The organism is Pseudonocardia halophobica (assembly GCF_027922425.1).
Classification (GTDB): domain Bacteria; phylum Actinomycetota; class Actinomycetes; order Mycobacteriales; family Pseudonocardiaceae; genus Pseudonocardia; species Pseudonocardia halophobica.
The window spans coordinates 37,758-63,167 of the sequence record NZ_BSFQ01000043.1 but is presented as its reverse complement, the minus strand read 5'-3'; the positions used below and the strand labels follow the sequence as shown (position 1 = coordinate 63,167).

The window sequence follows — 25,410 nt, the reverse complement described above, 5'->3', positions numbered from 1 at the left end:
CTGACGGTCGCCCCCGCGCCGGCCACCGCGCCTGCCCCCGCGCCCGCCCGCCCCCGGCCCGCGACCACGACCCGTCGCGCGACCCCGCCCGCCCCCACCGGCCGGCGGTCCGGGTTCGGTGCCCGCGCCGTCGCCCTCGCCGCCCTGCTCACGCTGACCGCGGGCAGCGCGACCGCGCTGGCGACGGACAAGGCCGTCACGGTGACCGTCGACGGCCAGGACCGCGTCCTGCACACCTACGCCGACGACGTCTCCGGCGTCCTCGCCGCGGCCGGCATCGCCGCGAACCCCCAGGACCGCGTGGAGCCCGCGCCGACCACCGAGATCGCCGACGGCGACCAGGTGATCGTCAACCGGGCGCGGATGCTCACGCTCACCGAGGGCGGGCAGACCCGCAACGTCTGGACCACCGCGTCGTCCGTCGACGAGGCGCTCAAGGGCCTGGGCGTGAACGTCCAGCCGATCCAGATGTCGCTCGCGCCGACCACGCAGATCCCGATGGGCGGGCTCAACGTCCGCATCGAGGTGCAGCGCACGGTCACCCTGGCCGACGGCACCAACGCGCCCGAGCAGATCACCACCAGCGCCGGCACGATCGCCGGGCTGCTGGCGGACAAGGGCGTCACGCTCGGCCCGGACGACGTGTCGGTGCCGAGCAGCGACACCCAGATCACCGACGGCATGCAGATCCACCTCGTGCGCAACGGCGTGGGCGAGGTCGTCGAGGTGCGCCGGACCGACCCGCCGGTGGAGGAGGTCGAGGACCCGGAGCTGCCGCGGGGCAAGCGCGAGGTCGTCGACCCGGGCGTTCCCGGCGAGCAGACGGCCGTCATGCGGGTGTACGTGCAGAACGGCCAGGAGGTCCGCCGCGAGCAGATCCGGGCCGGCGCGAGCACCCCGCCGCGGCCGCGGATCGTCAAGGTCGGCACCAACGACGAGCAGCCCGAGGTTCCGGTGATCGCCGACGGCGCGGTCTGGGACCGGCTCGCGCAGTGCGAGGCCGGCGGGAACTGGGCCATCAACACCGGCAACGGCTACTACGGCGGCGTGCAGTTCGACGCCTCCACCTGGCGTGCCTACGGCGGCGCCCAGTACGCGCCGCTGCCGCACCAGGCCAGCCGCGAGGAGCAGATCGCCGTCGCCAGCAAGGTCCGCGACTCCCGCGGCGGCTACGGCGCCTGGCCCGCCTGCGCCCGCAAGCTCGGCCTGCCGCGCTAGCGCTCTGCACGAACGGCACTCTCGTGCGGCAGGTCCGCACGAGAGTGCAGGTCAGAAGGTGCCGGGCGGGAGGTCGAGGGCCTTCTCCAGGTCGGACAGCGCCTGGTCCTCGCCGGTCACCTTGATCGCGCGCATGCCCAGGGCGGCGGCGGGCTTGCAGTTGATGCCCAGGTCGTCGAGGTACACGCACTCCTCGGGCCGCACCCCGAGCCCCGTGCAGGCCAGCTCGTAGATCGCCGGGTCGGGCTTGCGCACCCCGACCTTGCTGCTCTCCACCACGTACTCGAAGCGCGCCATGATCGCGGCGATCTCGGCGGCGCGCTCCTCGGTCGCGGACATCTGCGCGCCGTGCCCCGCGGGCACGTTGTTGGTGATGCAACCGAGCTTGTGGCCCCGCTCCTTGAGCAGGTCGATCGCCGCGACCATCCGCGGCCGGACGGACCCGGACAGCACGGCCAGCACGACGCTGCCGGGCAGGTCGTGGCCGAGCGCGCGGGCCTCGGCGGCGAACTCGGCGTCGAACGCCGCGGCGTCGATCTCGGCCCGCTCGAACCGGGCCCAGGCGTTGGTGTCCGGGTTCGTGGAGTTGATCCGCCGGACGAGGTCCTTCGGCAGGCCGCGTTCGGTCTCGATCCGGGCGAAGGCCTCGAAGGGCGAGGCGGTGATCACGCCGCCGAAGTCGAACACCACGGCCGGGAGGTCGGTCATGATGCAACTGTATTACGACGGACCCGGAACTCCACACCACCGAGACGCAGGTCGCGGTCCTCGGGCCCGGCCAGCAGCACGGTCGTCGGGCCGTCGTGGAAGGTGATCGTGGCGTCGTCGAGCCGGAGCGTGTCGCCGTCCGGTTCGGCGCCGGTCGCCGCGGACCACCGCTCGCCGGGAGCGGCGATCTCGAGGCCCAGCAGGTCGGTCACGACATCCGTGCGGACGTGCTCCCACCACGGCCCCTCGACGACCGTGAAGTCCTCGGGCGGGTCCGAGACGTCCAGCGAGAGCAGGGCCGCCCCGGTGTCGGCGGGGTGCAGGTGCAGGGACGCCCACCGCCCGCGGGTCTGCGGCCGGTCGAACTCCGCGACCACCCGGATCCCGTGCTCCGCGAGCCGCTCCCGCTGCCCGTCCAGGTCCCCGACCTGCAGGATCACCATGTACAGGCCGTCGCCCGCGCGTTCCAGCCGACGCGCGGCCGACGTCCCCGACCGCACCGGCGCGCACACCTCGAGGAACCGGTCGGTGCCCAGCGGGTAGATCGCGCTCGACACGCCGAAGCCCTCCAGCTCGGCCTCGAAGGAGCAGCGGGACAGCCCCAGGTCCTCGGTGATCCGGGCGTCGAGCGCCTCGGGGTCCCCGGTGAGCAGCGTGAGCCAGCGCAACCTCGGCATCCCCGCAGTCTGCCCCGTGCGGGCGATCCCGGATGATGAGCCGGTGACCGACCCCGCCACCTCCCGGCTGCTGGGCCCGGCCGAGGTGCGCGCGCTCGCCGAGCGTTTCGGCATCCGGCCGACGAAGAAGCTCGGGCAGAACTTCGTCCACGACCCCAACACGGTCCGGCGGATCGTGAAGGCCGCGGACCTCACGCCCGGGGACGTCGTCGTCGAGGTCGGTCCCGGTCTCGGGTCGCTGACCCTCGCCCTGCTGCCCGCCGCCGCGCACGTGCACGCGGTCGAGATCGACCCCGCGCTCGCCGCGGCTCTGCCGGGCACGGCCGCCGAGTTCGCGCCCGCACTGGCGGACCGCCTGACCGTCACGAACCTCGACGCGATGAAGGTCGAGGCGCTGGACCCCGCGCCGACCGCGGTCGTCGCGAACCTGCCGTACAACGTCGGCGTCCCGGTCCTGCTCCACCTGCTCGGCGCCCTGCCGACCCTGGAGAAGGGGCTGGTCATGGTGCAGCAGGAGGTCGTGGACCGGCTCGCCGCGGGCCCGGGGAGCAAGGTCTACGGGGTGCCGAGCGTGAAGCTCGCCTGGTTCGCGGCGGCCCGCCGCGCCGGCCCGGTGCCGCGGGCGGTGTTCTGGCCGGTGCCCAACGTCGACTCCGGGCTGCTCGCCTTCACCCGCCGCGAGCCCCCGCCCGGCGACCGCGCCGCGGTGTTCGCGCTGGTCGACGCCGCGTTCGCGCAGCGCCGCAAGGCCCTGCGGCCCGCGCTCGCGGGCTGGGCGGGCTCCGCCGCGGCTGCCGAGGGAGCCCTGCGCGCGGCGGGGATCGACCCCATGGCCCGCGCCGAGACCCTGAGGATCGAGGACTTCGCCCGCCTCGCCGCCGCGCGGCCCTGATCCCGATTCCGGCGCGTTCCTGTCGGTGCCGCGGCCTACGCTTTCACCGCGATCCGATTTCCCCCAAGGAGAACCATGGCCGTCAGCGAGTCCGGCACGCGTCCCGGCGCCACCCCCGCCACGAGCCCGTGGCCGGCGCTGTGGGCGCTGGTGCTGGGCTTCTTCATGATCCTCGTGGACTCCACGATCGTCACCGTGGCCACGCCGGCGATCCAGGCCGACCTCGGCGCGAGCGTCGACGCCGTGGTGTGGGTGACCAGCGCGTACCTGCTCGCCTACGCGGTGCCGCTGCTCATCACCGGCCGCCTGGGGGACCGGTTCGGGCCGCGGCGGGTGTACCTCGTCGGGCTCGCGATCTTCACGCTCGCGTCCCTGTGGTGCGGGCTCACCGGGTCCATCGCCATGCTGGTCGTCGCCCGGGTGTTCCAGGGGCTCGGCGCCTCGTTCATGACCCCGCAGACCATGGCCGTGATCACCCGGACCTTCCCGGCGAACCAGCGCGGCCGCGCGATGAGCCTGTGGGGCGCGGTCGCGGGCGTCGCCACGCTGGTCGGGCCGATCCTCGGCGGCGTCCTGGTCGACGGGCTCGGCTGGGAGTGGATCTTCTTCGTCAACGTGCCGGTGGGGGTCGTCGGGTTCGTGATGGCGATGCGGCTGGTCCCCGAGCTGCCCACGCACGTGCACCGGTTCGACGTCCTCGGCGTGGTGCTCAGCGCGATCGGCATGTTCCTGCTGGTCTTCGGCATCCAGGAGGGCCAGTCCTACGACTGGGGCGCGGGCGTCTGGGCGCTCATCGTGTCCGGGTTGGTGGTGCTGGCCGGGTTCGTGTTCTGGCAGTCGCGCAACCGGGCCGAGCCGCTGATGTCGCTGCGGCTGTTCCGGGACCGCAATTTCAGCCTGGCCAACATCGCGATCACCACCGTCGGGTTCGCGGTCACCGCCATGTCGTTCCCGATCATGTTCTACGCGCAGGGCGTGCTCGGCCTCTCGCCCACGCGCTCGGCCCTCCTGCTGATCCCCATGGCGGTGTTCTCCGGGGTCCTGGCGCCGTGGGTCGGCCGGCTCACCGACCGGGGGCACCCGCGCTGGATCGCCGGCTTCGGCATGGCGGCCTGGGCCGTCTCGCTGGTCTGGCTGGCGGCGGAGATGGAGCCGGGCGTGGCGATCTGGCGCCTGCTGCTGCCGATCGCCCTGCTCGGCGTCGGCAACGCGTTCGTCTGGGGTCCGGTCGCCACCACGGCCAACCGGAACCTGCCGCAGGACCAGGCCGGGGCCGGCGCGGGCGTCTACAACACCACCCGGCAGGTCGGCGCCGTGCTCGGCAGCGCGGGCATCGCCGTGCTCATGGAGTCCCGTCTCGCGGCCAACCTGGGCGGCGGGGCGGGCGGCCCGGTCGGCGAGAGCATCGCCGCGGTCCCGGCCGCCCTCCACGCACCCTTCGCCACCGCGATGGCGCAGGCCCTCCTGCTGCCCGCCGGGGTGCTGCTGGTGGGGCTGGTGGCCGTGCTCACCTTCACCGTCAGCCTCAGGTCACCGGTCCGCAGCGGTCAGTAGGGTTGGGTGGTGCTCTCCGCCGTTCGTCCTCCGGTCACCGTCCGGGTGCCCGCGAAGATCAACCTCCACCTGGCGGTGGGCGGCGTGCGCGCGGACGGCTACCACGACCTCGTCACGGTCTTCCACGCCGTCAGCCTGTTCGACGAGGTCGCGGTCTCGGCGAGCGACGAGCCGGGCCTCGAGGTGCACGGCGAAGGCGTGTCCGAGGTCCCGGTCGACGACACGAACCTGGCCTGGCGGGCCGTCGAGCTGCTGGCCCAGCGCTCCGGCCACGACCCCGACGTGCGCGTCGTGCTGCGCAAGGGCATCCCCGTCGCCGGCGGCATGGCCGGCGGCAGTGCCGACGCGGCGGGCACGCTGGTCGCGCTCTCGGCGCTGTGGAAGCTCGACCTGAACCGGGACGAGCTGTCGTCCATGGCCGCCGAGCTGGGCAGCGACGTCACGTTCGCCCTGCACGGCGGCACCGCGCTCGGCACCGGCCGCGGCGAGCGGATCGTCCCGGTCCTGTCGCGGCACCCGATGCACTGGGTCGTCGCGCTGGCCCGGCGCGGGCTGTCCACCCCGACGGTCTTCGCCGAGCTGGACCGGCTGCGCGGCGACGAGGAGCCGCCGGACCGCCCGGTCGAGCCGGTGCTCGGCGCGCTCGCCCAGGGCGACCCGCGCCAGCTCGCGCTCTCGCTGGGCAACGACCTGCAGGCGGCCGCGGTGAGCCTCGCGCCGGACCTGCGCCGTACCCTGAGGGCGGGAGTCAGCGCCGGCGCGCTGGCCGGGATCGTCTCCGGCTCCGGCCCCACCTGCGCGTTCCTCTGCTCCGACGCCGAGTCGGCGGTCGAGGTCGCCGCGGAGCTCGCCGGCGTCGGCGTCTGCCGCACCGTCCGCGTCGCGCACGGGCCCGTCCCCGGGGCCCGCGTCGTCGACTCGGACGAGCCCCCACCCGTACCGCCCGCCCCGAGCGGGTCGCCCTGGCCGCCGGCCCGGGCCTGAGAGAGGACCGATGGCCGGACAGAACCTGGTCAACCTGGAGAACGTCTCCGCACACGTCCCCGGCGACGCCTCCCGCGTGCTGCTCGACGGCGTGTCCCTCGGCGTCGAGCGCGGCGAGCGGGTCGGCGTCGTCGGCCTGAACGGCGGCGGCAAGACCACCCTGCTCGAGGTGCTCGCGGGGCTGCGCGCGCCCGACGGCGGGCGGGTCTCCCGCCTCGGCGGGCTGAAGCTGGCCTACCTGACCCAGGGGGACGACTTCCCGGCCGGCGCGCGGGTCCGGGACATCGTGCTCGGCCACTACGACGCCGACCACGAGTGGGCCTCGGACGCGAAGGCGCGGGACGTCCTGGGCGGCCTGGGCATCCGGGACCTGGAGCGGACCGTCGACGGGCTGTCCGGCGGCGAGAAGCGCCGCGTCGCGCTGGCCCGCGCGCTGCTCGGCGAGCCCGACCTGGTCGTGCTCGACGAGCCCACCAACCACCTCGACGTCGAGGGCGTCAGCTGGCTGGCCGAGCACCTGCTGTCCCGGCGGTGCGGGGTCGTGGTCGTGACGCACGACCGCTGGTTCCTCGACGCCGTCTGCACCCGGACCTGGGAGGTCGCGAACGGGCGCGTCGAGAGCTACCTCGGCGGCTACCAGGACTGGGTGTTCGCGCGCGCCGAGCGGGCCCGGCAGGCCGACGCCGCCGAGGCGCGCCGTCGCAACCTGGCCCGCAAGGAGCTGGCGTGGCTGCGGCGCGGGCCGCCCGCGCGGACGTCGAAGCCGCGGTACCGGATCGAGGCCGCCGAGGCCCTGATCGCCGACGTGCCGCCGCCACGCAACAGCGTCGAGCTGCTGAACTTCGCCACGAACAGGCTCGGCCGCACCGTCCTCGAGCTCGAGGACGCCACGGTCACGATCGGTGGCCGGACCCTGCTGGACCACCAGACCTGGCGGCTCGGGCCGGGGGACCGGATCGGGATCGTCGGGGTCAACGGGTCCGGCAAGACCACGCTGCTGCGGTCGCTGACCGGGGAGCGCCCGCTCGACGGCGGCAAGCGCGTCGAGGGCAAGACGGTGCAGCTCGCGCAGCTCACCCAGGACCTCGTCGACCTGCCGAAGGACATGCGCGTGCTGGAGGCGGTCGAGGCCGTCGCCAAGTACGTCCGCTTCGGCAAGGAGGAGATGACGGCCTCGCAGGTCGCCGAGCGGCTGGGCTTCCCGCCCGCCCGCCAGTGGACGCCCGTGGGCCGGCTCTCCGGCGGCGAGCGGCGCCGGCTGCAGCTCACCCGGCTGCTCATGGCCGAGCCCAACGTGCTGCTGCTCGACGAGCCGACCAACGACCTCGACGTCGACACCCTGACCAACCTCGAGGACCTGCTCGACGGCTGGCCGGGCACGTTGGTGGTGGTCAGCCACGACCGGTACCTGACGGAGCGGGTGTGCGACACCGTGGTGGCGCTGTTCGGCGACGGGCGGATCACGCACCTGCCCGGCGGGATCGAGGAGTACCTCCGCCGCCGGCAGGCGGCCGGGGCCTCCACCGAGGCCCCGCAGGCCGCCGCGGCCCCGGCGCCCAGGGCCGCGCCGACGGTGAACGCGGCCGAGCAGCGCGCCGCCCGCAAGGAGGCCGCGCGGCTCGAGCGGAAGATGGAGCAGCTCACCAAGCGCGAGGAGCAGCTGCACACGAAGCTCGCCGAGGCCGCGACGGACCCGCAGAAGCTGATGGAGCTGTCCGCCGAGCTGAAGTCCGTCGAGGCCGAGCGGGAGACCGTCGAGCTGGAGTGGCTCGAGGCCGCGGAGAAGGCCGAGGCCTGACATCGTGAGTGGCGATAGTCGCCATAGCGACTATCGCCACTCACAGGGTGGGATCAGCCGCCGAGTGCCGCCAGCTCCTCGGCACGCCGCCGCTCGTGCTCGGCGAGGTCGGCGCGTGCCTTCTGCACGCTCCACCGGCCGCGCAGCAGCGGGACGGTGGCGGCCAGCCCCACCGCGCACACCACCGCGATCCACATCCACAGCCGCCACTGGTCGCCCGTCACGGCCGCGGCCTGCTGGATCTCGCCCAGCTTCGCCGCCAGGTCCGGCGGGATCGCCTGCCCGGCCGCCTGCAGCCGCTCGGCCTCCGCGACGTACGGCTCGGCGGCGACCAGCGTGTTCGCCGAGGTCACGACGTGCGGCACGATCAGGAACGACAGGAACACCACCACGCGGATGATCCACGCCCAGATCGCCAGACCGGTCGCGGTGAGCGCCGGGTTGCGGGCCTCGACGGTCTCGGTGAAGGCCGCGTACCAGGGCACGGCGAACCCGGCCCAGGAGGTGGCCAGCACGGCCATGATGATCGCGAGCGTGAGGTAGCTCGGCTTCCCGCCCACCAGCGTGATCAGCACGATCTGCATGGCGATGCACAGCAGCGCGCCGCCGAGGATCCACGGCTTGCGCACCAGGAACCGGTCGACGAGCGCGCCGTAGGTGAGCGAGAGCAGCACGTTGAACGCCCAGGCCCAGGCGATCACGCTGTTCGCCTCGGCGAGGTCGAAGCCCCAGACCGTCGTGAACAGCACCGGCGCGAAGCCGACGATCGTGTAGTAGAAGAGCAGCGCGATCGAGAACCCGACGGCCGGGACCACCACGTCGACCTTCAGCAGCTGGCGCCACGGGTGCGCCAGGTCCACGTTCACCTCGCCGCGCGCGGCCCGCGCCTCGAGCAGCTCCCGGTCCTCCTCGGACACCGCGGCCTGGTCGCGCAGCGCCGGGTTGAGCTCCTTCATCCAGACCAGCGCGATCAGCGCGACGACGATCCCGGCGATGCCGGCGATGCGGAACTGGCTCTGCCAGCTGACGAGCGAGCCCAGGGTGAGCGCCGCGACCGCGGACGCGAGCAGCGAGCCCGCCGGCGGCGCCACGTTCCAGAAGCCCATCGCCCGGGCCCGGCCCATCTGCGGGCTGAAGTCGCGGACCAGCGCCGGCGTGGCCACCAGCAGCATGCCCTCCATGATCGCGACGATCGTCGAGAGGATCATGAAGGTCCACTTGTCCTGCACCTGCGTGACGGCGAAGGCCGTGACCGCGCCGACCACCAGCATCCCGTAGACCACGATGTTCGCCCGGCCCAGCCGGTCGGCGAGCCCGGCGGCCAGGGACCCGAAGGCGCCCAACAGGTTCGCCACGGCGAGACCGGTCGTGAGGAACAGGAACGACATCCCGAGCTGCTGGGAGACCAGCGTCGAGACGGCGCCCAGCGTGTACTGCTCGTAGTAGATGACGACCGTGGCGAGCACGGCGAGCACGAGGCGGGCGTAGCGCTCGCCACCGGTCGGGTAGCGGTCGAGCCTGCGGTCGATCAGGAAGGCCCAGCGGCGACGCGCGGACGCCTCCGTTCCGGTTCCGGGCAGGGTGGAGCGTACGGTCGAATCCACAGTGGAGGTCCTCGTTCCCTCGGCGGCGCTGCATCCCGGGAGCGGAGACGGGCGGGTACCCATCTGCCGAACGATCGTTAAGCGGGACCGTAATCGCGGTCACAGCGATGGTCAACGGCCCGGATCCACGGCCCCGCCGGCAAACCGGACGCCACGGTACGAACCCGGTCGGTCACGGCCCGAGATACGCCGATCGGCGCAGCGATCGGGAGGGGCGGCCACGCTGACACGCTCCAGCAGAGGCTGACACGGCGCGGCGGTCCGCTGTCAGCCGGATGGCAGCGCCGCCGCCGACAGTGGTGGCCATGAACGAACCGGCCATTCGCGTCGAGGGTCTCGTGAAGACCTTCGGCGCCACCACCGCCCTCGCCGGCGTCGACCTGGAGGTCCGGCGCGGCAGCGTGCTGGGCCTGCTCGGGCCGAACGGCTCCGGCAAGACCACCACCGTCCGCGTCCTGTCCACCCTGCTGCGCCCGGACGGCGGCCGGGCCACCGTGCTGGGCCACGACGTCGTGACCGAGGCCCCGGACGTCCGCTTGCGGGTCGGCCTGACCGGCCAGTACGCCGCGGTCGACGACGCCCTGTCCGGCGTCGAGAACCTCCGGCTGATCGGGCGCCTGCTCGACCTGTCCCGGCGCGACGCCCGCCGCCGCACGGACGAGCTGATCGACCGGTTCGGCCTGGCCGAGGCCGCCGGCCGCCGGGTCAAGACCTACTCCGGCGGCATGCGCCGGCGGCTCGACCTCGCGGCCAGCCTCGTCGGCCGTCCCGACGTGCTGTTCCTCGACGAGCCGACCACCGGCCTGGACCCGCGGCACCGCAACGAGGTGTGGGAGCACGTCCGCGCCCTGGCCGCCGAGGGGACGACCGTCCTGCTCACCACCCAGTACCTGGAGGAGGCCGACCATCTCGCCGAGGACCTCGTGGTCCTCGACCGCGGGCAGGTCATCGCGAGCGGCACCCCGGCCTCGCTCAAGGCCGAGGTCGGCGGGCAGCTGCTGCACGTGCGGCCGCTGCACCGCGCCGACGTCGGCGCCGTCGCCACCCTGCTCTGCGGGCTGGCCACCGAGACGCCTGCGATCGACCCGACCGGCGAGCTGACCCTGTCCGGCGATCCCGCCCTGCTGCACCGGCTCGGCGCCCGGCTCGAGGAGGCCGCCGTTCCCGTCGCGGAGCTGGGGCTGCGGCTGCCCAGCCTCGACGACGTCTTCCTGACCCTGACCGGCCGCCCCGCCGAGGCCGGCCCCGCGCCCGAGGAGGCCGCATGACCACCACCGCCACCGCTCCCGTCCCCACGACCGTTCCCGAACCCCCGCCACGTACCGGAGCGCGGCACGGGCCGTCGACGCTGCGGCACGGCGCCACGCTGGCCTGGCGCGGGCTGGTCAAGACGGTCCACTCGCCCGAGGCGCTGATCGACGTCACCCTGCAGCCGGTCATCTTCCTGCTGCTGTTCGTGTACGTCTTCGGCGGCGCGATCGCCGGCGACACGTCGGCCTACCTGCAGTTCGCGCTGCCCGGGGTGCTGGTGCAGACCGTCATCTTCGCCTCGGCCGGCACTGGCACCGGCCTGGCCGACGACCTGCACACCGGGATCTTCGACCGGTTCCGGAGCCTGCCGATCTCCCGGGCCGCCCCGCTGCTCGGCGCGATCGGCGCGGACCTGGCGCGCTACGCGACGTCGGGCGTGATCATGCTGGTGTTCGGCGCGATCCTCGGGTTCCGCACCTCGGCCGGTCCGTTGGCGATCGTGGCGGCGCTGCTGCTGGTCATGGCCTTCGCGTTCGCCCTGTGCTGGGTGTTCACCGCGCTGGCGATGCTGGTCAAGGACCCACGCTCGGTCCAGGGGCTCGGCGCGCTGATCTCGCTGCCGCTCACCTTCGGTAGCAACGTGTTCGTGCCGGCGTCGACCATGCCCGGCTGGTTGCAGGGCTGGGTGGACGTGAACCCGGTGTCGAAGACCGCCGACGCCGTGCGCGGCCTGCTGCTGGGCGGCCCGGTCGCGGGTCCGGCGGGCACCGCGCTGCTGTGGGCGGCCGGCATCACGCTGGTGTTCGCGCCGATCGCGGTGACGCTCTACCGCAAGCGGACCTGATCCCGGAGCAGGTCCAGCCCGTCCCGCGGCGGGAGGTCCGCGACCTCCCGCCGCAGCGCGTCCGCCCCTGGGCCAAGTGCCCCCAGCAGCGCGACGACGGCGGGGTCCCCCAGGTCGAGGACGCCGCGGCGGGCCTCGGCGACGCCCAGTGCCCGGGCGGCCCCCGCGCGGTCGCCGCGGGCCATGGCCAGCTGCGCGACGGTCTCGGCGACCATCCCGACCACGGGGCCGTCCCGGCTCTCGTCGCCGGCCTCGACGGCCTCGGCGAGATGCTCCGCCGTGCGCCCGAGGTCGCCCGCGGCCAGCTCGACCAGGGCGCGCTGCGCGCTCAGGTGCGCGCGCCGCTGCGGGACGGCGATCCCGCCGCCCGCCGTCGGGTCGATCTCCGCGAGCCGGGCGCGCGCCGCGACCAGGTCGCCCTCCAGGCGGTCCAGCTCCGCGAGCGAGACGCGCACCATCTCCGGCGACGCGTACTCGGCGCCGTCGAGCATCTCGAGCGCCTCGGTGTAGAGCTTGCGGGCCAACGCGTGGTCGCCCACCCGGGCCGCGAGGCTGCCGCGGCGGACGAGGTACTGGGGCAGGTCGTCGTCGTTGGCCAGCTCGGTGGCCAGGGCGATGGCCTCCTCGAAGGCGGTCGCGGCGGCCTCGGCGTTGCCCGCCCACGCCTCCAGCTCGCCGAGCGTCGTGAGCGTCATCCCGAGCCCGAACCGGTCCCCGACCTGCGTGAACAGGGTGTGCGCCGCGCGCACCAGCTCGCGCTCGAGGTCGATCAGGCCGGCGTTCTCGGACAGCGTCGCGCGGATCTCCAGCGCGAACGCCCGCACCCACGGGTCCGGGTGCGCGGTGCTGACCGAGGTCAGCGGAGCCTGGTCCTGGATCGCGAACGCCTCGCCCAGCGGCATCAGCAGGTCGAGCGCGGGATGGCGGGGCTGCGGGACCGACTCGGCCTGCGCGGTCGCCCGCGCGACGTGCCGCTGCGCCTCCGCCATCTCCCCGCGGCCGAGCGCCTCGAGGGCCCGGAACGCCGTGACCCGGGCGAGCACGTCGACCGGGGCGTCGTCCGTGGGCAGGTCGCCGACGGCCCGTACCCAGCTCATCGACTCCTCGGTGGCCCCGCGGATCAACCAGCTCCAGAACATGCCCGCCACCAGCCGGTACGCGGTCGGGACGTCCTGCTCGGCCACGGCCCGGCGCAACGCCCCGGTGATGTTGCCCGCCTCCGCGCGCAGGACCCCGAGCCACCGCAGCTGGTCCCGGCCGCGCAGCTCGGGCTCGGCCCGCTCCACCAGGGCGACGGTCCAGGCCGCGTGCCGCGCGGCCGTCGCCGGTTCCTCGCCGGAGGCGGACAGCCGCTCCCGCGCGTACTCGCGGATGGTCTCCAGCATCCGGTAGCGGGTCGGCGCCCCGGCCTGGGGGACCGCGACGACGAGCGACTTGTCGACGAGTGCGGCGAGCGTGGTGAACGGGTCGTCCAGTCCGTCGCCGCACACCTGGTCCGCGGCGTCGGCCGTGGCGCCGCCGGAGAAGACGGCGAGCCGGCGGGCGAGGGCGCGCTCGGCGTCGTCGAGCAGGTCCCAACTCCAGTCGACGACCGCCCGCAGGGTCTGGTGCCGGGGCAGCACGGTCCGGGCGCCGGTGGTGAGCAGCCGGAACCGGTCGTCGAGCCGGGAGAGGATCTCCTCGGGGCTGAGCGCGCGCAGCCGGGCCGCGGCGAGCTCGATCGGGAGCGGCTGGCCGTCCAGCCGGCGGCAGATCTCGGTGATCGCGGGGGCGTGCGCGTCGGCGTCGAACCCGGGGGCGACGGCCTCGGCGCGGTCGGCGAACAGCCGGACGGCCGCGGCGTCGTCGAGCGCCTCGACGGGGTGCAGCCGTTCCCCGGGCACCGCCAGCGGCTCGCGGCTGGTCGCGAGGATCCGGACCGCCGGGCAGCGGCCGAGCAGCGTGCCCGCCAGGTCGGCGCAGGCGCCGATCAGGTGCTCGCAGTTGTCCAGGACCAGGACGAGATCGCGCCGGCCGACCGCGGCCACCAGCCGCTCGACGGCGTCGGGGTGCTCCTCCTGGCGGATCACCAGCTCCGGGCTGCCGACCGCGGCGAGCACGGTCTCCGCGAGCTGATCGGAACCGGTGAGCGGGGCGAGCTCGGCGACCGGGCCCTCGGGGCAGGCCTCCCGCGCGAGCCGGGTCTTGCCCGCGCCGCCTGGGCCCACCAGCGTGACGAGCCGCGCGGTCCCGAGCAGCTCGCGCAGCCGTCCGACGTCCGCTTCCCGGCCGACGAAGCTGGTCAGCGGCCGGGGCGGGGCGGGCCGTGACGGGCGCGGGGCGGGTGGGGCCGGCGCGGGCACCCCGCGCAGCACGTCGAGCCGGGCGCCCGCCAGCTCCGGGCCGGGGTCCACGCCGAGCTCCTCGGCCAACCGGTCGCGGGTGCGGTCGAGCACGGCGAGGGCGTCCGCCTGGCGGCCGGTGGCGTGCAGGGCCCGGGCCAGTGCGGCGGCGGCGCTCTCCCGCAGCGGCTGGTCGGCGAGCAGCGCGGCCAGCGGCTCCACGCTGCCGGCCGCGCGCCCGAGCAGCAGGTCCAGCCCGGCGGCGCGTTCGACGGCGGCCGCCCGCGTGCCGTCGAGCCGGTCGGCGGCGGGGCCGGCGAAGGGCAACCGGCGGACGTCGGCCAGGGCCGGGCCGCGCCAGAGCGCGAGCGCCTGCCCGACCAGCTCGCGGGCGGTCTCCGGATCGGCCTCGTGCTCGGCCTCGGCGATCCGCTGGGCGGCCCGGACGCAGTCGACGTCCCCGGGTGGCAGGTCGAGCCGGTACCCGCCGGGCACGGTCACGACCAGCTCGGGTCCGAGGGCGCGGCGCAGCCGGGAGACCAGCGCCTGCAGGGCGTTCGCCGAGGCCGGCGCCGAGTCGGATCTGGTGCCCCACAGGTCGTCGACCAGCGTCTCGGCGGTGACGGTGCGGCCGGGCGCGAGCGCGAGCCGGGCGAGCAGCCCGCGCAGGCGGAGGCCGGCGGGGGCGACGTCGGCGCCCGACGCGGCCCACGCCGCCACCGGGCCCAGCACGCCGATCCGCATCGGCTCAGTCTGCCGGGCGCCGCCGCCGGGCGCTAGCGATATATCGCCGACAGTCGGATGGTCAGCGGCGGAGCTCGTCGAGCAGGAAGGCCTCGGCCCGCGCCCCCGTGGCGAACATCGAGAGGGACAACGACTCGTCGATCCCGTGCCAGCGCGACGCCGGGTCGCCCACGCCGGTGACCAGCACCGCCGCGCCCGGGAAGGTGCGGGCGAACTCGGCGATGAACGGGATGCTGCCGCCGATGCCCATCTCGACGGTCGCGGTGCCGTAGGCCTCGGAGAAGGCGCGCTTGGCCGCGTCGTAGGCTCCGCCGTTGGCGTCGAGCGAGAAGGGCTCGGCCACGCCCGACCCGTGCTCGACCGTGACCTGCGCGCCCCACGGCGCGTGCGCCCGCAGGTGCTCGGCGAGCTTCTCCCGCGCGGCCAGGGCGTCCTCGCCGGGGGCGAGCCGCATGCTGACCATGGCGCGGGCGCGCGGGAGCAGCACGTTCGAGGCCTGCGCGACGGACGGCGCGTCGATCCCCAGGACGGCGATCGCGGGCTTGTGGTAGATCCGCTCGGCGAGCGTGCCGGTACCGAGCAGCTCGGCCCCCTCCACCAGGCCGGCCTCGGCGCGCCACTCCGCCTCGGGGATGTCCAGGGCGGCGGCGTCCGTGCCCGTGTTCGCGTGCAGCCCGGGGACGGCGACCTCGCCCTTCTCGTCGTGCAGGCTCGCCAGGGCGTGGGTCAACGCGGTGAGCGCGTCGCCGACCGGCCCGCCGAAGACGCCCGAGTGCAGCGGCCGCTCCAGCAGCGACACGTCGATCACGACGTCGACGAGGCCCCGCAGGCTCGTGGTGAGAGCGGGGACGTCGACCGCGGGATTGGCGGCGTCGGCGATGACGATGACGTCCGCGGCGAGCAGCTCGTGGTGCTCGCGCAGCAGCTGCGGCAGCGTGGGGGAGCCGGACTCCTCCTCGCCCTCGATGAACAGCGTGACGCCGACGGGCGGCTTCCCCTCGTACGCGCGCAGCACCGCGAGGTGGGTCATCACGCCGGCCTTGTCGTCCGCGGCGCCGCGGCCGTAGAGCCGTCCGTCCCGCTCGGTGGGCTCGAAGGGCGGGCTGGTCCAGTGCTCGTCGCCGCCCGTGGGCTGGACGTCGTGGTGGGCGTAGAGCAGCACGGTCGGCTGCCCCTCGGGCGCCGGCCACTGCGCCACGACGGCGGGCGCGCCACCCTCGGCGCGCAGGATCTGGAGGTTCGCGGGGTTCAGGGCGCCCGCGAGCTCCGCGACGGCCGCGGCGCTCGCCTCGGTGTCGGCCGCGTGCGCCGGGTCGGCCCAGATGCTGGGGATGCGCACCAGCCGCTCGAGGTCGGAGCGGGCGCCGGGGATCACGGCCTCGACGGCCGCGGCGATCGAGTCACGGGTGTGAGCCACGGGCCCGACCCTACGCGGGTCCGCCGGTCCGGGCCTTAGGCTGCGCACCATGTCCCGGTTCCTCGCGACGTTGCTGGAGTCCGCCGCCGACACCTCCCGCGGCATGACGACCGGCGAGCCCGCCGCCCCCGTCCGTCGACCGTGGAGCGAGGTGCACGGGACCGCCCTGGGGATCGCCGACGCCCTGCGCCGGCCCGAAGGGAACACCCCCGCCCTGACCCGCGGCGGCGCCGTCGGCGTGCTGGCGGCCGACCCGGCGTCGATCGCCCCGCTCGCGCAGGCGGTGTGGCTCACCGGCGGCAGCGTCACGATGCTGCACCAGCCGACCGCGCGCACCGACCTCATGCACTGGGCCGAGGACACCGTCGCCGTGCTGCGGATGATCGACGCGAGCATGGTCCTGCTCGGTCCGCCCTTCGACGGGCTCGCCCCCGTGCTCACCGAGCGCGGCATCCCGTTCCGGCTGGTCGAGGCACTGCACGGCGACCCGACCACGGTCACGCCCGACGCCGAGGCCGCGGCCGAGGACGACACGGCGCTGCTGCAGCTCACCAGCGGGTCCACCGCGGAGCCGAAGGCCGTGCGGATCACGCACCGCAACCTGCACGCCAACATCACGGCGATGCGCGAGGCGGCCCGCCTCGACGTCGAGCGGGACGTGATGATCTCCTGGCTGCCGCTCTTCCACGACATGGGCATGGTCGGGTTCCTGACGATCCCGATGGTCACCGCCCTCGAGCTGGTCACGGTCACACCGGTGGACTTCCTGTCCCGGCCGCTGCTGTGGGCCGAGCTGATCTCGAAGTACCGCGGCACCGTCACGGCCGCGCCGAACTTCGCCTACGCCGTGCTCGCCCGCCAGCTCGCCCGGGCCGACCAGGAGCTGGACCTGTCGTCGTTGCGCATCGCGCTCAACGGCGCCGAGCCAGTCGACCCCCTCGCCGTGGGGGCCTTCGTCGACGCCGGGGCGCGCTTCGGGCTGCGGCCCGAGTCGGTGCTGTGCGCCTACGGGATGGCGGAGACGGCGCTCGGGGTGGCGTTCGCGCCCGTCGAGACGGGGCTGGCCGTCGACGAGATCGACGCCGACGCCCTCGAGTCCGCCCGCCGGGCCGAGCCCGCCGGCGAGGGACCGACCCGCGCGTTCCCGCTGCTCGGGCCGCCGCTGCCGGGGATCGAGGCCCGCGTCGTCGGCGAGTCCGGGGAGGTGCTCGGCACCCGCGGGGTCGGGGTGATCCAGCTGCGCGGCGAGTCCGTGACGCCGGGTTACCTGACGGTCAACGGCCCCGTCGCGACGCAGGATGCGGAGGGCTGGTTCGACACCGGCGACGAGGGCTACGTCGTCGAGGACGGCCAGGTCGTCGTGTGCGGGCGGCGCAAGGACGTGATCATCATGGGCGGGCGCAACATCTACCCGACCGACATCGAGCGCGCCGCCGCGGAGGCCGACGGCGTGCGGGCGGGCAACGCCGTGGCCGTCCGGCTGTTCGCGGGGGAGGGGCAGCGGCGCGAGTCCTTCGCCGTGGCCGTCGAGGCCCGCAAGGCCGACGACGAGGCCGAGGCCGCGCTGATCCGCAAGGACGTCACCTCGCGGGTGGTGTCCGCGGTCGGGGTGCGGCCGGCGCGGGTGGAGGTGCTCCCGCCCGGCAGCCTGCCCAAGACGCCCTCGGGCAAGCTGCGCCGGGCCGCCACCGCCGACCTGCTCACCTCCCGCTCCTGACGCTGACGGGCCCTCCCGCGCTGGTGCGGGAGGGCCCGTGGTCGGTCAGCCGGAGAGGGCGTGGAAACGGTTCTGCGCGGGTTCGAGGCCCTGCTCCAGCAGCGCCTCGGCCGCGTCGGCGGCCAGGTCGACCGCGAGGTCCAGCTCCTTGCGCTCGGTCGCGGAGAACCGCTTGAGCACGAAGTCCGCCGGATCCTGTCGGCCGGGCGGGCGGCCGATGCCGAAGCGCACCCGCAGGTAGTCCTTGGTGCCGATCGAGCGGCTGATCGAGCGCAGGCCGTTGTGCCCGCCCTCGCCGCCGCCCCGCTTCAGCCGGATCACTCCGAACCCGAGGTCCAGGTCGTCGTGCACCACGACGAGCTCCTCGGGCGGCACCGAGAAGTACCGGACCAGCCCGGCGACCGGGCCGCCGGACTCGTTCATGTACGTCCGCGGCTTGGCCAGCACGACCTTGCGGCCCGCGAGCCTGCCCTCGGCGACCTCGGCGTTGGACCGCTTGTGCAGCGAGAACCGCGCGCCGGCGCGCTCGGCCAGCAACTCGGCCACGCCGAACCCGACGTTGTGCCGGGTGTCGGCGTAGCCGGGCCCGGGGTTCCCGAGCCCGACCACCAATGCCGTGCCGGCGGACGGTGCCGGCGCCACGGATCAGCTCTCGGCGGAGGCGTCGCCCTCGGCGGACTCGCCCTCGGCCGGGGCCTCGGACTCGTCGGCCGGGGTCTCCGGGGCGTCCTCGACCACGCCGGCGCCCTCGGTGTCTTCGGTGGCCTCGAGGTCCTCGGCGGTCGGCGCGGCGACCACGTTGACGACCAGGTACTCGGGGTCGGTGCGCAGCTCGGAACCCGTCGGCAGCGCGACCTGGCCCGCCAGGAACTGGGTGCCGACCTCGGCGCCCTCGACCGAGATCTCGACGTTCTCGGGGATGTCCAGGGCGTCGGCCTCGACCTCGATCGTGTTCAGGTCCTGGGTGACCAGGGAGCCCGGCACGGCCTCGCCGGTGATGATCACCGGGATCTCGACGACGACCTTCTCGCCCTTCTGCACGACGAGCAGGTCGACGTGCTCGATGTAGGGGCGGATCGGGTGGAAGGTGACGGTCTTGGTCAGCGCCAGCTGGCTGCTGCCCCCGGCGATGTCCAGCTCGAGCACGGCGTTGCGGCCCTGCTCGCGGACGACGGCGGCGAACTCGAGCGACGGCAGCGTCAGGTGCTGCGGGTCGGTGCCGTGCCCGTACAGGACGGCGGGGATCTTGCCCGCCTTGCGGGTGCGCCGCGCGGCGCCCTTGCCGAACTCGGTCCGGGTCTCGGCGGCGATCTTGGACTGGGCCACGGTGGGTCTCTCTCCTCGAACTGCTGATGTCGCGTGCGCGCGGCGAGGAGGCGGCGGAGTAGCCGACCACACGTCGATGACGGCGGGCTCGTCGAACAACCCGCCCTCGCCGCGGAACCGCCGACAAGAGTACGCCCGCCTCCACGGCGCCCCGTCGCAGGGTCCGCCAAGCGCGACACGCCGGCCGCGCTACCCAGAATCGATGAATCCCGGAAGGCGTGGCTAAGACCCGTCCTGCCTGCGGCGATGAGCCGGACGTCCGTACCCGCTCCGCGCATTCGGGGGAACGCCATGATCGTCACGCCGCAGGCCCGCCCGCAGACCGACCCCACCGCCGACCCGATCACCGACGTCATTCCGGTGGTGCCGCCGGCGGCCCCGTGGCCGTCCGCCCTGCGGACCCGCGAGCAGGCTGCGGGACACCGCGCGGGCGTCGGGCGCCGTGGCACGCGGCGTTGGCCGTGGGCCACGGCGGGGCTGGCGGTGGGGCTGCTGATAGGTGTCGGCATCGGCGGCGCCGCACTCGGCAACGCCGCGACTGCGACAGCCGCCGCCCCGGCTCCGGCGCCGCAGACCGTCACGGTCACCGCGCCCGCCGCCGCGCCCGAGACGGTCACGGTCACGGCCGCCGCCCCGGCGCCGGTGACGGTGACCAAGGAGGTGCCGGTGCCGAGCGCGGGGTCGGGCTCGTCCGGCGGGTCGTCGGCGGGCGATCTCACCGACGGGGTCTATCAGGCAGGCGCGGACATCGAGGCCGGCCGCTACAAGACGTCGGGCGGCGGGACGTACGGCTCGTGCATCTGGCAGACGTACACGAACGCGGCGGACAGCATCAGCTCGTTCGTCGACGGAAACGCGAGCAGTGGTCAGATGTACGCGTCGGTGGCGAAGGGGCAGTACCTGGAGTTGTCCGGCGGCTGCAGCTGGACCAAGGTCTCCTGACCTCGTGAGTGGCGATAGTCGCCAGAGCGACTATCGCCACTCACAGGGGCTATGCGTTGCCGTCGAACAGGCTGGTGACCGAGCCGTCGTCGAAGACCTGGTGGATCGCCTCGGCCAGCAGCGGGGCGATCGGGAGCACGGTCATGGTCGGGAACCGCTTCTCGTCCGGGATCGGCAGCGTGTCGGTGAAGATCACCTCGCGGGCGCCGCAGGAGGAGAGCCGCTCGACGGCCGGGCCGGAGAGCACGCCATGGGTGGCCGCGATGATCACGTCCTTGGCGCCCTCCTTCAGCAGCACCTCGACGGTCTTCGCCACCGTGCCACCGGTGTCGATCATGTCGTCGATGACCACGCAGGTGCGGCCCTCGATCTCACCGACCACCCGGTTCGCCTTGGCCTCGTTGGGCTTGAGCGGGTCGCGGGTCTTGTGGATGAAGGCCAGCGGCGTCCCGCCCAGGGTCTCCGCCCAGCGCTCGGCCAGCCGCACGCGGCCCGAGTCCGGGGAGACCACGGCGAGGTCCGCGTCGGAGTACCGCTGCTTGATGTGCTCGGCGAGCACCGGCAGCGCGAAGAGGTGGTCGACCGGGCCGTCGAAGAAGCCCTGGATCTGGGCCGTGTGCAGGTCGACCGTCATGATCCGGTCCGCACCGGCCGTCTTGAACATGTCCGCGATGAGCCGGGCCGAGATCGGCTCCCGGCCGCGGTGCTTCTTGTCCTGGCGTGCATAGCCCCAGAACGGCATGACCACGGTGATCCGCTTGGCCGAGGCGCGCTTGAGCGCGTCGACCATGATCAGCTGCTCCATGATCGCGTCGTTGATCGGCGCGCTGTGCGCCTGCAGGACGAACGCGTCGCACCCGCGGACCGACTCCTCGAACCGGACGAAGATCTCGCCGTTCGCGAAGGAGTACGCCGACTGCGGCGTGACGGTGACGTCGAGCTCCTTGGCGACCTGCTCGGCCAGCTCCGGGTGCGCCCTCCCGGAGAAGAACATCAGGTTCTTCTTGGGCTGACCCGACATCGCACTCACTGCGCTGTGCCTCCTCGGCCGCTCTCGGCCGCGTCCCGGGCGGCCGTGTCGCTGGCTCGCTCGGCGGCCTCGGCCGCCGGCGTGCCGGGTCGCTTCCGTACGACCCATCCGTCGATGGTGCGCTGTGGCCCGGACGACACCGCCAGCGCCCCCGGTGGAACGTCCTCGCGGACGACCGTGCCGGCGCCCGTGTAGGCGCCGTCGCCGATGCTCACCGGGGCGATGAACATCGTGTCCGATCCGGTCCGGACGTGCGAGCCGATGGTCGTCCGGTGCTTGGTCACACCGTCGTAGTTGACGAAGACCGAGGAGGCGCCGATGTTGCTCTGCTCGCCGATCGTGGCGTCGCCCACGTAGGTGAGGTGCGGCACCTTGGAGCCGCGGCCGATCTCCGCGTTCTTCACCTCGACGAAGGTGCCGATCTTGCCGTCCGCGCCCAGCCGGACGCCCGGGCGCAGGTAGGCGAAGGGGCCGACCGAGGCGCCGGGGCCGATCCAGGACGACGAGCCGTGCGTCCGGACCACCGAGGCGCCCTCGCCGATCTCGACGTCCGTGAGCGTGGTGTCCGGCCCGACGACCGCCGCGTCGCCCACGGTGGTGTGCCCGCGCAGCTGCGTCCCCGGCTCGACGACGACGTCCCGCCCCAGCCGGACCTGGACGTCGACCCACGTCGTGGCCGGGTCGACGACGGTGACGCCGGCGAGCATCCACCGCTCCAGCACCCGCCGGTTCAGCTCGGCGCGGACCGCGGCGAGCTGCACGCGGTCGTTGACGCCCGAGACCAGCCACGGGTCGTCCACCCGCACCGCCTCGACGCGCAGGCCGTCCGCGACCGCGAGCGCGACCAGGTCGGTGAGGTAGAGCTCGCCCTGGGCGTTGGCGGTGTCGAGCCGGCCGAGCCCCGCGGTGAGGAACGCGGCGTCGAAGGCGTAGACGCCGGAGTTGATCTCCGTGAGCGCCCGCTGCTCGTCCGTGGCGTCCTTCTGCTCGACGATCCGCAGCACCGACCCGGTGGCGTCGCGGACGATCCGGCCGTAGCCGGTGGGGTCGTCGAGATCGGTGGTGAGCAGCGTGACGGCGGCGCCGGCGGTCTCGTGCACGCGCAGGACCTCGGCGAACGTGACGGCGTCGAGCAGCGGGACGTCCCCGTAGGTCACGAGGACGGTGCCGGACAGCTCGCCGGGGAGGGCGGCGAGGCCGCAGCGCACGGCGTCGCCGGTGCCGTTCTGCTGCTCCTGGACGGCCGGGAGGACCCGGCGCGCCACCTCGTCCCCGATGCGCTCGAGCGCGGCGCCGACCTGCTCGCGGGCGTGCCCGACGACCACCGCGAGGTGCTCGGGCTCCAGCTCGGCGACCGCGTGCACCGCGTGCCCCAGCAGGCTCCGGCCGCCGATCTCGTGCAGCACCTTGGGGGTCGCGGACCGCATCCGGGTCCCCTCACCCGCGGCCAGCACGACGGCGGCGGTGGGACGGACGGAAGGGCGGTCGGGCATGGGCGCTCCTCGAGATGGTCGGGTCCCCGATGCGGGGCGAATCCTACGCGGGCCTGTCGGGCCGAATATTCGGCTCGTTACCTCGGCAGGTCACGGTCGTTGTGCTGCTGGCCGGGTCGAACGGGATGAAAGGTGCCGAGCGGACACATGGGAAGGCACAGCAGGGCTCGTTCGCCGCGGCTGCGCGGTGCGGTCGCGGCCGGTCTGGTCGGGGTGGGGACGCTCGCCGCCGGTCAGGGGCAGGCCGTTGCGGGACCCGGTCCCGTCGAGGGGACGCCGTGCACCGCCGAGGCGCGTGCGTGCGTGGACCTCGCCGGCAAGAAGGCCTGGCTGATCGACGACGGGCGCGTGGTCCGCGGTCCCGTCGCCACGAGCCCCGGCGGGCCCGGCCACGAGACGCCGCGGGGCGACTTCGAGGTCGAGTGGAAGAACGACAAGCACCGCAGCAAGGAGTTCAACGACGCGCCGATGCCGTTCGCGGTGTTCTTCGCCGAGGGCGGGATCGCGTTCCACGAGGGCAACCTGCAGACGCCGTCCGCGGGCTGCGTCCGGCTCGCCCGCGAGGACGCCCGCGCCTTCTACGACTTCCTCCAGGTCGGCGACACCGTCCAGGTGCGGTGATCGTCCGCTCGTCGTCCCGATCCGACCGGTCGGCGACCCCGGGGTCGGGTTCCGTGTACCCGGGAGCGCGCGGTGGGTTCCTCCGTACGGACGATCGTCGACGGGAGATCCGAATGCCCACTCGCACCGCACGGACGGCCTGGAGCGGGACCCTGGAGCAGGGATCCGGCCAGGTCGAGCTGACCAGCAGCAAGGTCGGCACCTACGACGTGAGCTTCCCCAAGCGCGCGGCCGACGACGCCGGCGGCACCACCAGCCCCGAGGAGCTCATCGCCGCGGCCCACTCCGCCTGCTACGCGATGCAGCTCTCCGCGTTGATCGGGCAGGAGGGCGCCACGCCCGAGTCGCTCGACGTGAAGGCCGACGTCTCGCTCGGACCGGACCAGGGCGGCGGGTTCCGGATCACGGGCATCGTGCTCACCGTCCGGGGCGAGGTCCCGGGCATGGACGCCGCCGCCTTCGAGAAGGCCGCCCGGGCCGCCAAGGACGGCTGCCCGGTCAGCAAGGCGCTGACGGGCACCACGATCACGCTCGACGCCGCGCTGGACTGAGCGCGCCCGTCGGGCGGGAGGGACGAGGCATGCGCACGACCACGAGCCCGGGGTGCACGGGAAACGGACGGCCCCAGCCGCCACCCCCGCCGAAGCCCGCCTGCGTCCTCTGAGCTCCGTCCGGAGCTCCGGGGCCGCGACCGACGTGAAGGGCGGCCCGCCGCGATCCGGCGGGCCGCCCTTCCGCGTGTGCGGGTCGGCCGGTGCGCTCGGCGGGACCTGCTCCGCCGCCAGGATTCGAACCTGGACCATCGGAACCAAAATCCGAGGTGCTGCCGTTACACCACGGCGGACAGGCCTCCATCCTGTCACGGGCCGTTGGAGCGGCTGCGGCGGCGCGTCCGGCCCGGCCGCCCCGTCGAGGATCGGCCGAACGGCGGCACCGCCGGGTAACGGTGGTACGGGGGCGGGCGAACCCGGACGTGTCGTGCAGGCCGTCGTCGTGGGGGCATCAGAACCGTGACCGATCTCCGTTGCCGGCTGTGCGGGTCCCGCAACCTGCGCAGCTTCCTGGACCTCGGGGCGACGCCCCCGTGCGAGCTGTTCCTCACCGCCGACGCGCTCGAGCGGCCGGAGCCGACCTACCCGCTGCACGTCCGGGTCTGCGAGGAGTGCCTGCTCGCCCAGCTGCCTCCGTTGATCACCCCGGAGGAGACCTTCACCGAGTACGCCTACTTCTCGTCGTACTCGACCTCCTGGGTGGAGCACGCGAAGCGGTTCGTCGACGCGTCGAGCGAGCGGCTCGGACTCGGGCCGGACTCGTTCGTCGTCGAGGTGGCCAGCAACGACGGCTACCTGCTGCAGCACGTCGTCGAGCGCGGTGTCCGCTGCCTGGGGATCGAGCCGTCGCGCAACGTGGGTGAGGCCGCGCGGGAGCGGGGCGTGCCCACCCTGACCGCGTTCCTCACCCCGGAGACCGGGGTGCAGGTCCGCGCGGAGCACGGGCCGGCGGATCTCGTCGCGCTCAACAACGTCTACGCCCACATCCCCGACGTCGTCGGGTTCACCGAGGGCCTGCGTGCCCTCGTCGCCGACGACGGCTGGGTGTCGATCGAGGTCCAGCACCTGCTCACGCTCGTCGAGCGGACCCAGTTCGACACCGTCTACCACGAGCACTTCCAGTACTACACGCTGCTCACGGCGCAGCGGGCCCTCGCGTCGGGCGGTCTGACGGTCGTCGACGTCGAGCTCCTGGACACCCATGGCGGGTCGATCCGCGTCTGGGCCCGGCCGGCCGCCGTCGCGGGCGAGCCGTCGGAGCGCGTCCGCGAGGTGCTCGCCGCGGAGGAGAAGGCGGGGCTGCACACGGTCGACGGCCACGACGGCTTCGCGGAGGCCGTCTCGCGCGTGCGTGACGACCTGGTGGCCTTCCTGATCGAGGCCCGGCGGGCGGGCAGGTCGGTGGTCGGGTACGGCGCGCCCGGGAAGGGCAACACCCTGCTCAACTACTGCGGCATCCGGCCCGACCTGCTCCCGTACACCGTCGACCGCAACCCGTACAAGCACGGCCGGTTCACCCCGGGAACGCGGATCCCCGTCCTGCCGCCCGAGCGGATCGAGGCCGACCGGCCGGACTACGTCCTCGTGCTGCCCTGGAACCTGCGGGACGAGCTCGTCGAGCAGCTCGCGCCCGTCCGGGAGTGGGGCGGACGGCTGGTCTTCCCGATCCCGTCCCTCGAGGTCGTCTGAGACCACCGAGAGTGATCGTTCGGCCCTGT

The 25,410-nt window shown here is 74.2% G+C and carries 21 protein-coding genes and 1 tRNA gene; 12 read left to right on the top strand and 10 right to left on the bottom strand.

The window, feature by feature from the left end; all coding sequences use genetic code 11:
* The coding region (locus tag PKE99_RS31960; protein ID WP_271214953.1) for a resuscitation-promoting factor at positions 1–1,218 on the top strand (1,218 nt) is incomplete at its 5' end.
* A 51-nt stretch (positions 1,219–1,269) separates the two neighbouring features.
* Here PKE99_RS31960 and PKE99_RS31955 read toward each other — a convergent pair.
* Positions 1,270–1,926 (bottom strand): HAD-IA family hydrolase, encoded by a 657-nt coding sequence (locus PKE99_RS31955; RefSeq protein ID WP_037047592.1) that lies wholly within the window; start codon positions 1,924–1,926, stop codon positions 1,270–1,272.
* The gene (locus tag PKE99_RS31950; RefSeq protein WP_197040691.1) at positions 1,923–2,603 is read right to left on the bottom strand and encodes a VOC family protein; all 681 of its coding nucleotides are present in this window, start codon (positions 2,601–2,603) and stop codon (positions 1,923–1,925) included. Before PKE99_RS31950 ends, PKE99_RS31955 begins: the two co-directional genes overlap by 4 nt.
* 43 nt (positions 2,604–2,646) lie before the next feature.
* Between PKE99_RS31950 and rsmA the strand changes: the two genes are divergently transcribed.
* The 4 genes from rsmA (at position 2,647) to PKE99_RS31930 (ending at position 7,831) form a co-directional block, all read left to right on the top strand.
* On the top strand, positions 2,647–3,495 hold the full coding sequence (gene rsmA / locus PKE99_RS31945; RefSeq protein WP_037047587.1) for a 16S rRNA (adenine(1518)-N(6)/adenine(1519)-N(6))-dimethyltransferase RsmA: 849 nt from the start codon (positions 2,647–2,649) through the stop codon (positions 3,493–3,495).
* Positions 3,496–3,570: 75 nt separating this feature from the next.
* Positions 3,571–5,049: a DHA2 family efflux MFS transporter permease subunit gene (locus tag PKE99_RS31940; protein ID WP_051737646.1), complete on the top strand. Its 1,479-nt coding sequence runs from the start codon at positions 3,571–3,573 to the stop codon at positions 5,047–5,049.
* 9 nt (positions 5,050–5,058) lie between these two features.
* Entirely contained in the window at positions 5,059–6,033 is a 975-nt protein-coding gene (locus tag PKE99_RS31935; RefSeq protein WP_037047868.1) for a 4-(cytidine 5'-diphospho)-2-C-methyl-D-erythritol kinase, read from the top strand.
* Positions 6,034–6,043: 10 nt separating this feature from the next.
* Complete coding sequence (locus tag PKE99_RS31930; protein ID WP_037047584.1) at positions 6,044–7,831, top strand: ABC-F family ATP-binding cassette domain-containing protein; 1,788 nt, start codon at positions 6,044–6,046, stop codon at positions 7,829–7,831.
* A 53-nt stretch (positions 7,832–7,884) separates the two neighbouring features.
* Here the strand turns inward: PKE99_RS31930 and PKE99_RS31925 are convergent, their stop codons facing one another.
* Positions 7,885–9,435, bottom strand: a complete 1,551-nt coding sequence (locus PKE99_RS31925) for an MFS transporter (RefSeq protein WP_051737645.1) — start codon at positions 9,433–9,435, stop codon at positions 7,885–7,887.
* A 305-nt stretch (positions 9,436–9,740) separates the two neighbouring features.
* On the opposite strand from PKE99_RS31925, the gene PKE99_RS31920 reads away from it, so the two are divergent.
* Positions 9,741–10,703 (top strand): daunorubicin resistance protein DrrA family ABC transporter ATP-binding protein, encoded by a 963-nt coding sequence (locus PKE99_RS31920; RefSeq protein ID WP_037047582.1) that lies wholly within the window; start codon positions 9,741–9,743, stop codon positions 10,701–10,703.
* Positions 10,700–11,530, top strand: a complete 831-nt coding sequence (locus tag PKE99_RS31915) for an ABC transporter permease (protein WP_037047579.1) — start codon at positions 10,700–10,702, stop codon at positions 11,528–11,530. Before PKE99_RS31920 ends, PKE99_RS31915 begins: the two co-directional genes overlap by 4 nt.
* Here PKE99_RS31915 and PKE99_RS31910 read toward each other — a convergent pair.
* Positions 11,512–14,595: an AfsR/SARP family transcriptional regulator gene (locus PKE99_RS31910; RefSeq protein ID WP_051737644.1), complete on the bottom strand. Its 3,084-nt coding sequence runs from the start codon at positions 14,593–14,595 to the stop codon at positions 11,512–11,514. The genes PKE99_RS31915 and PKE99_RS31910 overlap by 19 nt on opposite strands.
* 61 nt (positions 14,596–14,656) lie before the next feature.
* Positions 14,657–16,012 carry a dipeptidase gene (locus PKE99_RS31905; RefSeq protein ID WP_231498266.1) on the bottom strand — a complete coding sequence of 452 codons (1,356 nt, stop codon included), beginning with the start codon at positions 16,010–16,012 and terminating at the stop codon, positions 14,657–14,659.
* Between the two features lie 49 nt (positions 16,013–16,061).
* Here PKE99_RS31905 and PKE99_RS31900 point away from each other — a divergent pair, with 49 nt between their 5' ends.
* Complete coding sequence (locus PKE99_RS31900; protein WP_037047577.1) at positions 16,062–17,729, top strand: fatty acyl-AMP ligase; 1,668 nt, start codon at positions 16,062–16,064, stop codon at positions 17,727–17,729.
* Between the two features lie 45 nt (positions 17,730–17,774).
* On the opposite strand, the gene pth is transcribed toward PKE99_RS31900, so the two are convergent.
* Positions 17,775–18,371 (bottom strand): aminoacyl-tRNA hydrolase, encoded by a 597-nt coding sequence (gene pth / locus PKE99_RS31895; RefSeq protein ID WP_037047575.1) that lies wholly within the window; start codon positions 18,369–18,371, stop codon positions 17,775–17,777.
* Between the two features lie 3 nt (positions 18,372–18,374).
* Positions 18,375–19,055 (bottom strand): 50S ribosomal protein L25/general stress protein Ctc, encoded by a 681-nt coding sequence (locus PKE99_RS31890; RefSeq protein ID WP_037047573.1) that lies wholly within the window; start codon positions 19,053–19,055, stop codon positions 18,375–18,377.
* A gap of 291 nt (positions 19,056–19,346) precedes the next feature.
* On the opposite strand from PKE99_RS31890, the gene PKE99_RS31885 reads away from it, so the two are divergent.
* Positions 19,347–19,997, top strand: a complete 651-nt coding sequence (locus PKE99_RS31885; RefSeq protein ID WP_051737643.1) for an Rv1352/Rv1906c domain-containing protein — start codon at positions 19,347–19,349, stop codon at positions 19,995–19,997.
* Between the two features lie 49 nt (positions 19,998–20,046).
* Here the strand turns inward: PKE99_RS31885 and PKE99_RS31880 are convergent, their stop codons facing one another.
* Positions 20,047–21,027 carry a ribose-phosphate diphosphokinase gene (locus PKE99_RS31880; RefSeq protein WP_037047570.1) on the bottom strand — a complete coding sequence of 327 codons (981 nt, stop codon included), beginning with the start codon at positions 21,025–21,027 and terminating at the stop codon, positions 20,047–20,049.
* On the bottom strand, positions 21,024–22,520 hold the full coding sequence (gene glmU / locus PKE99_RS31875) for a bifunctional UDP-N-acetylglucosamine diphosphorylase/glucosamine-1-phosphate N-acetyltransferase GlmU (protein WP_037047568.1): 1,497 nt from the start codon (positions 22,518–22,520) through the stop codon (positions 21,024–21,026). The genes PKE99_RS31880 and glmU overlap by 4 nt, the downstream gene beginning before the upstream one ends.
* Positions 22,521–22,667: 147 nt before the next feature.
* Between glmU and PKE99_RS31870 the strand changes: the two genes are divergently transcribed.
* Together PKE99_RS31870 and PKE99_RS31865 are read left to right on the top strand one after the other, a co-directional pair.
* Positions 22,668–23,141 (top strand): L,D-transpeptidase, encoded by a 474-nt coding sequence (locus PKE99_RS31870; protein ID WP_037047564.1) that lies wholly within the window; start codon positions 22,668–22,670, stop codon positions 23,139–23,141.
* Between the two features lie 113 nt (positions 23,142–23,254).
* The gene (locus PKE99_RS31865) at positions 23,255–23,692 is read left to right on the top strand and encodes an OsmC family peroxiredoxin (protein ID WP_037047562.1); all 438 of its coding nucleotides are present in this window, start codon (positions 23,255–23,257) and stop codon (positions 23,690–23,692) included.
* 222 nt (positions 23,693–23,914) lie between these two features.
* Here PKE99_RS31865 and PKE99_RS31860 read toward each other — a convergent pair.
* Positions 23,915–23,985: transfer RNA gene (locus PKE99_RS31860), tRNA-Gln, on the bottom strand.
* Positions 23,986–24,151: 166 nt separating this feature from the next.
* Here PKE99_RS31860 and PKE99_RS31855 point away from each other — a divergent pair.
* A complete protein-coding gene (locus PKE99_RS31855; protein WP_037047560.1) occupies positions 24,152–25,381 on the top strand; it encodes a class I SAM-dependent methyltransferase in 1,230 nt (409 codons plus the stop codon).
* Positions 25,382–25,410: the final 29 nt, after the last annotated feature.